This is a genomic window from Paraburkholderia sp. HC6.4b, assembly GCF_014200875.1.
GTDB classification, from domain to species: domain Bacteria; phylum Pseudomonadota; class Gammaproteobacteria; order Burkholderiales; family Burkholderiaceae; genus Paraburkholderia; species Paraburkholderia tuberum.
On the sequence record NZ_JACHDC010000006.1, the window covers coordinates 114,691 to 126,809 of the forward strand.

General features: G+C 65.9%; 10 protein-coding genes and 1 pseudogene. 6 read left to right on the plus strand and 5 right to left on the minus strand.

What is annotated here, in order from left to right; genetic code table 11:
* Positions 1-148: 148 nt before the first annotated feature.
* The gene (locus HDG34_RS39045; protein WP_260321121.1) at positions 149-274 is read right to left on the minus strand and encodes a hypothetical protein; all 126 of its coding nucleotides are present in this window, start codon (positions 272-274) and stop codon (positions 149-151) included.
* Between the two features lie 1,036 nt (positions 275-1,310).
* Between HDG34_RS39045 and HDG34_RS11185 the strand changes: the two genes are divergently transcribed.
* The 3 genes from HDG34_RS11185 (at position 1,311) to HDG34_RS11195 (ending at position 4,695) form a co-directional block, all read left to right on the plus strand.
* Positions 1,311-1,580 (plus strand): hypothetical protein, encoded by a 270-nt coding sequence (locus tag HDG34_RS11185; RefSeq protein ID WP_184059979.1) that lies wholly within the window; start codon positions 1,311-1,313, stop codon positions 1,578-1,580.
* A 181-nt stretch (positions 1,581-1,761) separates the two neighbouring features.
* Positions 1,762-2,964 (plus strand): AAA family ATPase, encoded by a 1,203-nt coding sequence (locus tag HDG34_RS11190; protein ID WP_184059981.1) that lies wholly within the window; start codon positions 1,762-1,764, stop codon positions 2,962-2,964.
* Positions 2,965-3,255: 291 nt separating this feature from the next.
* A complete protein-coding gene (locus HDG34_RS11195; RefSeq protein ID WP_184059984.1) occupies positions 3,256-4,695 on the plus strand; it encodes a nicotinate phosphoribosyltransferase in 1,440 nt (479 codons plus the stop codon).
* A 127-nt stretch (positions 4,696-4,822) separates the two neighbouring features.
* On the opposite strand, the gene HDG34_RS11200 is transcribed toward HDG34_RS11195, so the two are convergent.
* Positions 4,823-5,434, minus strand: a complete 612-nt coding sequence (locus tag HDG34_RS11200) for a LysR family substrate-binding domain-containing protein (protein ID WP_409259315.1) — start codon at positions 5,432-5,434, stop codon at positions 4,823-4,825.
* Between the two features lie 334 nt (positions 5,435-5,768).
* On the opposite strand from HDG34_RS11200, the gene HDG34_RS11205 reads away from it, so the two are divergent.
* Together HDG34_RS11205 and HDG34_RS11210 are read left to right on the plus strand one after the other, a co-directional pair.
* Positions 5,769-6,248: a nuclear transport factor 2 family protein gene (locus HDG34_RS11205; protein ID WP_184047178.1), complete on the plus strand. Its 480-nt coding sequence runs from the start codon at positions 5,769-5,771 to the stop codon at positions 6,246-6,248.
* A pseudogene (locus tag HDG34_RS11210) lies at positions 6,249-6,392 on the plus strand (2-oxoglutarate-dependent dioxygenase); the annotation flags it as partial.
* Between the two features lie 39 nt (positions 6,393-6,431).
* Here HDG34_RS11210 and HDG34_RS11215 read toward each other — a convergent pair.
* The 3 genes from HDG34_RS11215 to HDG34_RS11225 all read right to left on the minus strand — a co-directional run bounded on the left by HDG34_RS11215 (position 6,432) and on the right by HDG34_RS11225 (position 9,791).
* A complete protein-coding gene (locus HDG34_RS11215) occupies positions 6,432-6,869 on the minus strand; it encodes a GNAT family N-acetyltransferase (RefSeq protein ID WP_184059986.1) in 438 nt (145 codons plus the stop codon).
* A gap of 326 nt (positions 6,870-7,195) precedes the next feature.
* On the minus strand, positions 7,196-8,635 hold the full coding sequence (locus HDG34_RS11220; RefSeq protein WP_184059988.1) for an MFS transporter: 1,440 nt from the start codon (positions 8,633-8,635) through the stop codon (positions 7,196-7,198).
* Between the two features lie 271 nt (positions 8,636-8,906).
* A complete protein-coding gene (locus HDG34_RS11225) occupies positions 8,907-9,791 on the minus strand; it encodes an oxaloacetate decarboxylase (RefSeq protein WP_184059990.1) in 885 nt (294 codons plus the stop codon).
* Between the two features lie 210 nt (positions 9,792-10,001).
* Here HDG34_RS11225 and prpR point away from each other — a divergent pair, with 210 nt between their 5' ends.
* A complete protein-coding gene (gene prpR, locus HDG34_RS11230; protein WP_184059992.1) occupies positions 10,002-12,023 on the plus strand; it encodes a propionate catabolism operon regulatory protein PrpR in 2,022 nt (673 codons plus the stop codon).
* Positions 12,024-12,119: the final 96 nt, after the last annotated feature.

The following is a 12,119-nucleotide window of genomic DNA, read 5'->3' on the forward strand; positions in this document are numbered from 1 at the left end:
GATCCTCAGGACTGCCGTGCGACGTTGTGAGATTCAGGCGGCCAGTTGCTGCACTCCGGCTGCGACGCATTCACGACAGCAGCAATCACGAACAAGGGACACGCTTCAAGCGCGGCGCGAACCGGAACGCGCTGCATGGCGGACCGATTCATGCAATGGCGGCGACCTTGTCGTTCATTGCTGAAACTGCCCGGCGATTTTTCCCCGAACCGTGAAAACCACCTGAACCGTGGCTTGCCTCGTTGACCTGATAGAAGCGCTCTGATTGGCGCATGGCCTAACGATAAGCGAAAGCGCCTGAAAGCGCCAGACAAAGAAACATGGATGAAGAATGCGGGTTGGATTTTCGGATTAACACGGATCACTTATGAATAAGCGGTCAAGGCCGGTTATGCGCGCAATCGCACATTGCGTAGCAATTGCCCGGGTATTAAGGCGTGACTAAAACGGACGGAGCGCGAGCAGTCGTGTTTCACAGTTGCGACAGATTGGACAGCGCGAGTCGAATGCGCTTTGCCGCGCCGGGTGGGGCGCCTTGCCAGTCGGAAGGAGCGGCGAAGCCGCGTGCGGCCGGCCCCGCGGCCTGTCAGCAGGCTGGCGAGACGGAGCGGGAGGCGCGCTTTGCGGCCAGCGTGCGGCGATTTTGGCGTGTCAGAAACGAATCAATGCGCGCCACGCCAAAAATCGGGCCGGTTCGCACTGCGTCAAAAGCAAACCGATTTCTCGCCAGAGTGAAGCTTTGGCGGGTGCCTTACAAATTCGAATGCGTGTTGGCATAACCATTGCAATAAGATCTGCACAGAAAAATGTTTTGCCGCCAGGTCGACGGTACGGGGAAAACCGGATTAAAAAAGACCGGCGGTAAAAAAGTCACTCGCAGACATGGTCGGGGAAGCCATCAGGTGTTTGCGGGAGCGCGGCGGGGCCTTCTAAATACGTTAGCAAACGGGTGAGTGGCGGACCGGTTTGGCGGCCATTCAAAACCGGACGAAAAAAGGGCAACGACTTCGCCGTTTTTCCTTTTCGACTTTTTGTCCTCACGACGCGAAAAGGGTGGCGATAACGACAGGCAACGCGCTGGCAACGTTCGCTAGCGACGCGCCGCAAAGGGAAGGGGCAGCGCCGGATGAGGATCGGCCGGCGCGATGAAGCGGGGAGAGACGCTAGTCTCCACAGAGAGACGAATGTACGAGGTGAACCAGGGGCCGTGTCCGTCGGTTGGCACGGGCACGGCGACCTGGCCCAACGGCCGGGGCGCTGAGACCAGACGGCGTGACCTGGCGCAAATCTGCTCGACATCGGGGGCTGACATGAAACCACAACTGATTCGCAGGCCGGCCGCTTCGGGAGGAACCAGAAGCACTTACCGGCGGTATGTCGCGGCATCGCGCGCGCGCTTTTTCGCGCAGGCGGCGGGCTCGTCGGTCGATCTGCTGACGCTCGTCGTCGCCGAGGCGCTCGAGCGCCGAGCGCAAGCCGAGATCCGCCGCGACCTGCTGCGCGACGCGCTGTACGCCATGCCGGTGCGCGCTGAACGCAGCGCGGCGCAGCGGCGCGACGACGATGAAACCGACGTCTGACGCTTGCCGCTCGTCGGCTCGCAGCGACCGCGCAGGAATTCGATAACACCGTTTGCCGGCTCATGGTTTTCACGGGGGAGCGTCGCGGTAAGGAACTCGCGCCGAAGCCTGCGTCGTCAATCGTGAACAGACGACTGGAATAAAAGCCCGCGCATGACGCGCCAAGCGCCGCAGAGCTGCCATGATCGACATCTTCCTGATTGCCGCGAGCATCGAAAACGCGCAGAGAATCGTCGTGCGGCTCGAAGAGAGCGGCGTGCGTTACCGGCTGCGCACCGCGTTCGGCCCGGCCCGGCAACTGCCGATGCACGCGCGCGTGGTCCGCGGCGCCGACCTGCTGATCGTCGACGACGCCAATCTGAGCGTCCGCGGACTAGACGGCATCGAGGAAACGCTCGCCTGCTCGCCGACGCTCCATTGCATGCTGGTGACGCCGGCGCCGTCCACCGCGCTGATCGGCGCGGCGCTGCGCGTCGGCGTGCGGCAGGTGCTGTCGTGGCCGCTCGATCGTCAGGCCGTCGTCGATGCGCTTGCGCAGATCGAAGCGCGGCGCCGCGAGCCCGAGCGGCGCCACGCGCGCGTGGTCACCCTGGCGTCGAGCAAGGGCGGCAGCGGCACCACGCTGATCGCGGTCAACCTCGCGTGCGCGCTCGCCGCGCGGCGTGAGCGGCGCGTGCTGCTGATCGACCTGAGCCAGCAATTCGCCGACGCGAGCCTGCTGATGGCGAATCGCCCCCCGCCCATGACGCTCGTCGATCTGTGCTCGCGCAACGAGCAACTCGACCCGGCGCTGTTCGACGCGTGCGCGATGCACGTGTGCCCGAACCTGGATCTGCTCGCCGGCGCCGGCGATCCATTGAAGGCCGCCGAACTGCTGCCCGGTCAGCTGGACCGGATTCTGACGCTGGTGCGCGAGCGCTACGACGCGGTGCTGATCGACGTCGGCCCGAGCCTGAATCCCTCGACGATCCGCGCGCTCGCGCATAGCGACGCGATCTGCATGGTGGTGCGGCAGAACCCGCTGTACCTGCATGGCGCGCGCCGCATGCTCGATATCTTTCGCGAACTGGGGCATCCGTCCAGCAAGGTGCGGGTCGTCGTCAACCAGTACGACAAGGACGCGCAGATCAATCTGCCGATGCTCGAACGCACGCTCGGCGCGAGGGTCGCGCATCAACTGCCGCGCGACGATCAGCACGTCAACGATGCGCTCAGCCGCGGCGTGCCGCTCGTCGCGTGCGCGCGCGACAGCGGGCTCGCGCAAGGTATCGTGCTGCTCGCGAACATGCTGTGGCCCGGGGGTGCGGAGCGCCGCAGGAGCATGCTCGGCAGGTTGCTCGCGACGTGGCCGAATCTGCCGCCGCAATTGAAGCCGGGGGGCTAGGACGACATCTACTCGCTGCTCTAGCTCGGTCTTCTACTGGTGAACCTCGAGATCCGGAGGATGATTGTCTGCGGCTGGAGTTGGCGCTGCGGGCCAGACTCATCCTGCGCGAAGAGAAGCTGCAGTCCGACGACGAGCGCTATCGCGCATACCGTAGTAAGGTGAGATACAGGGTCATCCCCGGCATGGTCTGTAGGCGTAGAGCCGCGGCCTCAGAGTTTCGAAAGCGTCGGGCAGGCTCGCGCCGTCCGGTCACTCCAGCGAGAAAATCACGTGAGCGCAGCACCGTCCATGCAAAACGCGCAGGGTTTCAGCGATCTCGCGTCGATCCTGTCCAATCCGATTCTGAATACGGATTCGTACAAGGCATCGCACTATCTGCAATATCCGCCCGACGCGACGGCGATGTTCTCGTACATCGAATCGCGCGGCGGACGTTACGGCCGCACGCTGTTCTTCGGCTTGCAGATGCTGCTGAAGGAGTACCTGTGCCGGCCGGTTACCGGCGCGATGATCGACCAGGCGCGGACCTTCTTCAGCGCGCACGGCGAGCCGTTCAACGAGGCGGGCTGGCGCTACGTCGTGCAGCGATACGGCGGCCATCTGCCGGTGCGGATTCGCGCGGCGCCCGAAGGCTCGGTCGTGCCCACGCACAACGTGCTCCTCACCGTCGAATGCGACGATCCGCAGGTGTTCTGGCTCACGTCGTATCTGGAGACGATGCTGATGCGGGTGTGGTATCCGATCACGGTCGCGACGCAAAGCTGGCATCTGCGCCAGACGATCCGCGCCTATCTGCTGAAAAGCAGCGACGATCTCTCGCAGCTACCGTTCAAGCTGCATGATTTCGGCGCGCGCGGCGTGTCGAGCGCGGAGTCGGCGGCGATCGGCGGCGCGGCACATCTCGTCAGCTTCATGGGCTCGGATACGGTGCTCGGCGTGGTTGCGGCGAATCACTACTACCGCGACCGCATGGCCGCGTTCTCGGTGCCGGCGGCCGAGCACAGCACGATCACGTCGTGGGGCCGCGAGCGCGAAGTCGACGCGTATCGCAACATGATCGCCCGCTTCGGCAAGCCGGGCGCGATCGTTTCGGTGGTGTCCGACTCTTACGACCTGTTCGCCGCGCTGAACGCATGGGGCGGCGAGCTGAAGCAGGCCGTGCTCGATTCCGGCGGCATGCTCGTGATTCGCCCGGACTCCGGCGATCCGTGCACGATCGTCCTGCACACGCTGCGCTCGCTGGAGGCTTCGTTCGGGTCGCAGACCAACAGCAAGGGGCGGCGCGTGCTCGACCATGTGCGCGTGATTCAGGGTGACGGCGTGAACCCGGATTCGATCGTCGCGATCCTCGCCGCGATGGACGAGGCCGGCTTCGCCACCGACAACATCGTGTTCGGCATGGGCGGTGCGCTGTTACAGCAGATCAACCGCGATACGCAGCGCTTCGCGATGAAGTGCTCGGCGATCCGGCTAGGCGACACGTGGCACGATGTGTCGAAGGATCCAGTCACGGATCACGCCAAGCGCTCGATGAAGGGCCGGCTCACCTTGCTGCGCCATCGCCGCACCGGCGAGTACCGGACGGTCACGTTGCCGATCGCGTGGGACGGGAGCACGGTGGAGGGCGAGTGGGACGAAGCGCTCGAGACGGTGTTCGATGCGGGCCGCTTGCTGGTCGATACGTCGCTGGCCGAGATTCGAGGCCGCGCCTATGCGGACGAAGGTTGATCCAGCTTTCTGACGCATCGGCATGGTCACGAGCGGGCGGGTCATCAGCGCCCAGTGCTGCATGAAGGGCAGACCTACCGCAATATCCGACAGGACGCCGACCCCGATCAACGTAGCGACGCTGCCGTCAGCGTGAATGTTTACCATCGCGCGCGAAGCGCAGGAACGCCTTGACGGCGGGCGCTCGCTCGTGCCGACGGAACGCGAGCGCGATTTCGGACGCAATCGCCTGACCGGCTATGTCACGGTAGACGACGCCCGGCAGCGCGATGCAATCGGCGAGCGTATGCGGCACGACCGACACATAACCGCCGAGCGACACGCAGGCGAGCACGGCCGCGAGCGTACCCGGACGCGGCCCGAGCCGAGGTGAGAAGCGCCCGCGCCGCGCGACTTCGAAGGTGCCTGACTCCTGTTCGGGCAGCACGAAACACTGGTCGCGCAGTTGCGAGGGCCGCACGCTGGCCGAGTCCGCGAGTGGCGAATCGGCTGGCAGCGCGAGCACGAAGCGGTCGCGATGCACGGTCGTGGCCTGAATGCCGACTGCGAGCGGCATCGGCGGACGCACGTAGGCCGCGTCGAGCAGTCCGTCGCCGAGCATCACGGCGACCGCGTCCATCGGCACTTCGCGGATCGATACCTCGACGCCCGCATGCGTGCCACGAAAGCCGCCGACCACCTTCTGCAACACGCCCGCGTACGCGGCCGACGCCACATAGCCGATCTCGATGCGTCCCACCTCGCCGCGTCCGGCGAGCAACGCGCGCTGCGCGGCACGCTCGAAATGCAGCTTCGCCGCGGGTTTTGCGGCGGCGCTGGGGGTAGCGGCGCTCGTCGCGGCGTCGGTGGCGGCGGTGGTGTGGAAGCTCGCCGGGCGGGGGAAGTGGTGCGCTTCAAGGGAGCGGTATCGGAAGGGTAAAAGCCGTCGTCGGCTCGCGCCGGCCCCCTTTCACGCCGTTTTCCGATATCGTGTGCGCCATCCCCGCCGCCTACCGCGCGCGGGCTGTTTTTCCGGAGTGCGGCGCGACGCTGCGCGTGCATGACGCGCTCCCGCAATACACCATACGACATCAATGAGCCATCCCAACACCGAGCTGATCGAACGTTTCTACACCGCCTTCCAGCAACGCGACGCCGAGACCATGGTCGCCTGTTATGCCGACGACGTCGTCTTCAGCGACCCCGCTTTCGGCGAGCTGGTCGGCGACGAAGCGCGCGACATGTGGCGCATGCTCGTCAAGCATGCGCAAGACTTCACGCTGACCTTCAGCGACATCGAGGCGGACGACCATACCGGCCGCGCGCAGTGGGTGGCGCGCTACCGTTTCGTCCAGACGGGGCGCGACGTCGTGAACCGGATCGAGGCGCGTTTCGTGTTCCGCGATGGGCTCATCGTCGAGCATCGCGACCGCTTCGATCTGTGGCTGTGGATGCGCCAGGCGATGGGCGTGCGCGGCACGCTGTTCGGCTGGTCGCCGTTCGTGCAGCGGATGCTCAGGCAGCAGGCGCGCCGAGGGCTGCTGCACTATCGCGGGCAGTTGACGCGCGACTAGGCGCGCGCGGGCGGCGCGGTGTATTTCCGCTACATGAACGGCCAGCGCCAGCTCGATCCGTCGACTCAGCACGGCGGCGCGCCGGTGCTTGCCGGCGATAAGTGGATCATGACGAAGTGGATGCGCGAGCGCGCGTACGGGTGAGGCTGGGTCACATCAGTGGGAGGCGTGCCGAGGCGGGGCCTATTCGGCCGCTTTGTAAACATCCGGTCGATGCAGCTCCATATACCGCTCGGGGTTCTCGAGCGACGTGAACCCATGCGGCGCATAGACGTGATGCGCGTCGGTCGTGACCAACATGATTCTGCGCAGCGTGACGAGCGAAGGGCTCGCAAAGATATGTTTCATCAACGCCGACGCATAGCCCTGGCCGCGATACGCGGGCAGCACGAACACGTCGCATAGGTAGGCGAAGGTCGCCTCGTCGGTGACGAGGCGCGCGAACGCCATCTGCTTGCCATCGACAAACCCGCCGAAGCACAGCGACCCGGCGACGGCGCGCTCGAAGGTCGCGCGTGGCATGCCTCGCGCCCACGGCGTTTCCTGCGACAGGAATGTGTAGACGAGGTCGAGGTCGAGATCGTCGATGCGGCTGGAAATCGTCAGTTCGCCTGCTTGCACGGCACGTCTCCTTTTGATCGCGCTGCGCTTGCGCGTCCCATAGGGTCTGTTCACGCTAATAACGGGCTTGCGCTGGCCGCCAGAAGGGCCGAGCGCAAGGATTGCGACGCAACGAATACTCGACGTATTCGCAAGGAGCATGACGCGGCGATCGGCCCTTCTGGCGGCCAGCCCCTTGAAGGTTTTTTAAAACAGGGGAACGTGCCTTTCCGCCCGTATTGCGGCGTCGGTCGTCGCTTGTTTGGCTCGGCCAAACGGCGCTCCTCTCTCCTTGCACTACGCGCGCAAAGGCACGTTCGCAAGCCCGTTATTAGCGTGAACAGACCCTAGCTCTTCGCCGGAGTTTCGCCGCCGCGCGAACCCCCACCGATACTCTGCCCGGCATTGCGGGCGAGCCGCATATATCCAAGCACGGACAGCAGCGTCAGCACGCCCGCGAACAGGAACGCGAGGCGGAAATCGTCGAGCGTGAACACGTGGCCGGTCGTCTCGCCGTTGAACAGCGCCGCGACGCGCAGCGACACCGCGCCGAATGCGATGCCGAGACCGATCGTCATCTGCGCGGCCGCGCTCCACAGCGTACTCGCCGCGCTCATCTGCGGCTGCGGGATGTCGGCGTAGGCGAGCGTCGCGAGCGTCGAGAACTGCATCGAGCGCGCGACGCCGTACACGAACACGACGATCAGCACGAACACGAGCGGCACGTCCGGCGTCAGCAGTCCGCACGCGATGATGAAAATGCCGGCCACCGCCACGTCGACGATCGACACCATCCGGAAGCCATAGCGCTGCAGGATGCGCGTGGTCAGCGCCTTCATGCCGAGATTGCCGAGCGCGCTCGCGAGCAGCAGCAGCCCCGAGCGGAACGCCGACAGCCCGAAACCGACCTGGAACAGCAGCGGCATCAGATAGGGCACCGCGCCGATGCCAATGCGCGTGAACGAACCGGTGATGACCGTCACGGAAAACGTCGGCACCTTCAGCGTCGATACGTCGACGAGCGGATACGAATGACGCTTCGCATGCTGGAACGCGAGCGCGCCGACCAGCAGGCCGCCCGCCACGATCGAGACCGCGAGCCACGGATTGGTGGCCGGCTGGCTCGCGAGTTCCGCGCCGTACAGAATCGCGGTCAGCGCGACGCCGCTCAGCAGCAGGCCGACGACGTCGAGCGGCTTGCGTTCAGTGCCGCGCAGGTTCGGCACGATGGCGAGCGCGATGGCAATCGCCGCGAGGCCGAACGGCACGTTCAGCAGGAAGATCCAGCGCCACGACGCGTAGGTCGTGATGAAGCCGCCGATCGGCGGGCCGACCACCGGCGCCGCGATCGCCGGCCATGTGATCGTCGAGATCGCCTGCATCATGCGAGCTTTCTCGGTGCTGCGGACCACGATGAGACGGCCGACCGGCACCATCATCGCGCCGCCGATGCCTTGCAGCAGCCGCGCGGCCGTGAACTCCGGCACGTTCTGCGACAGTCCGCACAGCACCGACGCGACCGTGAACACGCCGATCGCGCTGACGAACACAGTGCGCGCGCCGCAGCGGTCGGCGACCCAGCCGCTCGCCGGGATGAAGATCGCGAGCGCGAGCATGTAGGCGGTCATGCCGAGACTCAGGCTGTTCGGGCCGACGCCGAACGAACGCGCCATCTGCGGCAGCGCGGTGGCGATCACCGTGGTGTCGAGGTACTCCATGAAGAAGGTAGCCGCGACGATGTACGGCAGCCAGCCGACGTGCGCGGTGCGGGTCCCGCTGCAGCTCATCGGGCGAGCTCCCGTGCTGCGCGCGTGCGCGCTGAAAGACAATTGACGAGCCCGCGCGGGGCGCGTGAAGAGTTTGACGTCATGGTGCTTGCGACTACCTTTCGTTTGCGTTTTCGTGCTTCTGCCGGCAGCCGGGAGAGCGGCCCCGCGGACGAGGCCGGCGCCGCGAACATCAGCTTGCCTGATTGCCAGCCCTGAATCCTAACGCAATAAAGGGTTCCACATCGCGCAGGCATGCAGCGCGTCGCACCGCCGCGCCGCCGCCCGAACGTCAGTCCTTCCCCGCGTACTCCTTGTCCAGCCGGTCGTACAGCGGCTTGTTGACGAGCCGCTGGCGCTCGCTGAACGGCGCGACGATCGCCGCGTCCTCGTCGAGGCGGCCGTTGCTTTGCAACGTGCCGAGCGCGCGCTGCATGCCGAGCACCGCGCCCTGCAGCGCCGCATTCGCGTACAGCACGATGCCGTAGCCGAGCTTCGCGAGCGCGTCGCGCGACTGCACCGGCGTCTTGCCGCCGATCACGATGTTGATCAGCTGCGGCACATTGAACAGCCCCGGCAGACGCTCGATGTCGGCGAGCGATTCGGTCGCCTCGATGAACAGGATGTCGGCGCCCGCCTCGATGAAGCGATGACCGCGCTCGATCGCGTCCTCGATGCCGTGGACCGCGGCCGCGTCCGTGCGCGCCATGATCTGCAGGTTCGCGTCTTCGCGCGCGTCGACAGCCGCGCGGATCTTGCCGACCATCTCGCTCGCCGCGACGACTTCCTTGCCCGAGAAGTGGCCGCATTTTTTCGGCATCACCTGATCTTCGAACTGGATCACGTCGGCGCCGCTGCGCTCGAGCACGCGCACGGTCTGGCGCACGTTCAGCGCGTTGCCGAAGCCGGTGTCGGCATCGACGATCAGCGGCAGCGCGACCGCGTCGCGGATGCGCGCGGTGTGCTCTGCGACTTCGGCAAGGCCGATGAAGCCCAGGTCGGGTAGGCCGAGCGACATGTTGGTGACGCCCGCGCCGGTGATGTAGACCGCGTCGAAGCCGGCGTCCTCGATCACGCGCGCACTCATCGCGTTGAACCCGCCGGGCACGAGCAGGCCCTGACGCTGATTGACTTTGGCGCGGAACGCGGCGCGGCGGGTGGCGGAAGTGGTGGTCATGATGGAGGTCTCCAGAAGGGAAATCGGTAAGGGAACGCGGCCTACATTCTGCAGGAAGCGTGCCATTGAACGGCATTGAACGGCAGTTCGCCGGTCGTGCCGCTGGAACAAGGGTTTGCGCGATATGACCTCCTGCCTGGACGTTCATGGCACAATCGGTGAAACGTTTCATGAAACGTTTCGAGGAACGTTTCAATCAAGGAGAGCCGCGTGTCCACGTTCACCCCATTTGTCGCCAATCCTGGCCCCGCCGTCGATGCCGGGCGGCCCGGTGTCGCACTCGTCAGTATCAGCCGACTGCAGTCGCTTTGCGAGGCGGTGGCGCCGCGCTACGCGGGCCGGGCGAAGTTCTTCTCGGTGCGGGAGGGCTACGGCGCGGCCGTCGCCGCGCTGCAGGCTTACGTGGACGCAGGTTCGGTCGACGTCGTACTGTCCGCCGGCTCGAACGGCGCATACCTGCGCGAGAACCTCAGCGTGCCGGTGGTAATGGTCAAGGTGAATGGCTTCGACGTGTTGAGCGCGATCACGCGCGCGACCGCCACATGGCCGCAGGCGCGCATCGGGCTCGTGCTGCACGAAGCAATCGCGCAGGAACTGGCCGACCTGAGCCCGCTCTTGAACGTCGATCTGCGGCAGCGCGCGTATCGGTCGCTCGACGAAGTGCGGCTCGCAGTCGATGAACTCGCCGTGCAGGGCTGCCGCGTGGTGGTCGGCGCTGGCATGGCCTGCGATCTGGCGCAGCAGGCCGGCATGGAAAGCGTGTTCCTGTATTCGCTTGCCGCGGTCGAGGAAGCGTTCGAGCGCTCCGTCGAACTGGCGCGGGTGAGCCGCCAGAAGGAATCGAAGCGGGTGCGCCTGAACACGATCGTCGCGCATCTGCGCGACGGCGTCGCCGCGTTCGACGAAGCCGCCCAGCTCGAAGCCGTCAACCCGGCAATGCTCGAACTGCTCGGTCTAGGCGCCGCGCAGGCGGTCCCAAACGACGACGAGGACACCCCCGCACGAGTCGCGCGCGCGCTCGCGCCGCTGATGCGCGAGACGCGCGCCGCCGACCAGCCGGTCGACGAACGCATCGAACAGATCGGCGGCCGCGCACTGATCGTCGGCTGTGTGCCGATCGTCGAGCAGGGCGCACGCGCCGGTTTCGTCGTGACGGCGCAGGACGCGCTCGTTGCGCAGCGGATCGACCGTTCGCTGCGCACCAGCCAGCGGCCGAGGCATCTGGTCGCGCGGCACCGGCTCGACGATCTGATCGGCGCTTCGGCGGCGCTCGAGCGCGTGCGCCGGCTCGCGCGCGCCGGCGCCGCGCACGACGCGACCGTGCTCCTGAGCGGCGAAAGCGGCACCGGCAAGGAACTGGTCGCACAGGGCATCCACAACGCGAGCCGGCGGCGCGGCAATCCGTTCGTCGCGTTCAACTGCGCGGCGGTGCCCGAGGGGCTGATCGAAAGCGAACTGTTCGGACACGAGGAAGGGGCGTTCACGGGTGCGCGGCGCGGCGGCAAGCCGGGGTTGTTTGAAATCGCGCACACCGGCACCATTTTTCTCGATGAGATCGGCGAAATGCCGGCCGCGCTGCAAAGCCGGCTATTGCGCGTGCTGCAGGAGCGCGAGGTGATGAAGCTCGGCGCCGGCCGCGCGACGCCGGTCGACGTGAGGGTGATCGCCGCGACGCACCGCGATCTGCACGCGCTCGTCGAGGAGGGCGCGTTTCGCGCGGACCTGTATTTCAGATTAAATCTGCTTCAGATAAAATTGCCGCCGCTGCGCGAACGCCGTGCCGACATCGCGCCGCTGGCGCGGCATCTGCTGGAGCGCAGCGCGCTGCAGTACGGCTTGTCGGCGGCGGGGCTCGAGCGGGTGCTCGTGTTTCTCGCCCCGCTTTTTGCGGATTACGCGTGGCCCGGTAACGTCCGTGAACTGGAAAATCTCCTGGCCCGCGCGGCGATTTATATCGGTGAGCCAACCAACGAGATGTCCGGGAACTTGATTGCCGACGCCTTGCCAGACCGGCAGGCCGTGTTTCCCGAGTTCTTCCGGATCAGGGCGGTCGAGGTCGAGCAGATCACACAGGCGCCTCCGGGCCCTGCGCCCGGCAGCACGGCGCCCCGCGCTACCCCCAGCCGTGAGGCTGCGCTGCGCGCTCTCGAACAATCGGGCGGCAATCGCGCCGCCGCGAGCCGAGCGCTCGGCATCGGCAGAACCACGCTGTGGCGGCTTCTGAAGGGCTGAAACGCCCGGCAAATCGTCCGATAGTTTCAACCGACGACATGAATAGTGTGGGACTATCGAACTCATTAACACAATCCACTTTACCTATTAAGCGCA

What these genes read in the sequence shown, in the direction of transcription:
- HDG34_RS39045 (WP_260321121.1), bottom strand. Translation starts at nt 274, where the DNA reads ATGCGCCAATCAGAGCGCTTCTATCAGGTCAACGAGGCAAGCCACGGT.
- HDG34_RS11185 (WP_184059979.1), top strand. Translation starts at nt 1,311, where the DNA reads ATGAAACCACAACTGATTCGCAGGCCGGCCGCTTCGGGAGGAACCAGA.
- HDG34_RS11190 (WP_184059981.1), top strand. Translation starts at nt 1,762, where the DNA reads ATGATCGACATCTTCCTGATTGCCGCGAGCATCGAAAACGCGCAGAGA.
- HDG34_RS11195 (WP_184059984.1), top strand. Translation starts at nt 3,256, where the DNA reads ATGCAAAACGCGCAGGGTTTCAGCGATCTCGCGTCGATCCTGTCCAAT.
- HDG34_RS11205 (WP_184047178.1), top strand. Translation starts at nt 5,769, where the DNA reads ATGAGCCATCCCAACACCGAGCTGATCGAACGTTTCTACACCGCCTTC.
- HDG34_RS11220 (WP_184059988.1), bottom strand. Translation starts at nt 8,635, where the DNA reads ATGAGCTGCAGCGGGACCCGCACCGCGCACGTCGGCTGGCTGCCGTAC.
- HDG34_RS11225 (WP_184059990.1), bottom strand. Translation starts at nt 9,791, where the DNA reads ATGACCACCACTTCCGCCACCCGCCGCGCCGCGTTCCGCGCCAAAGTC.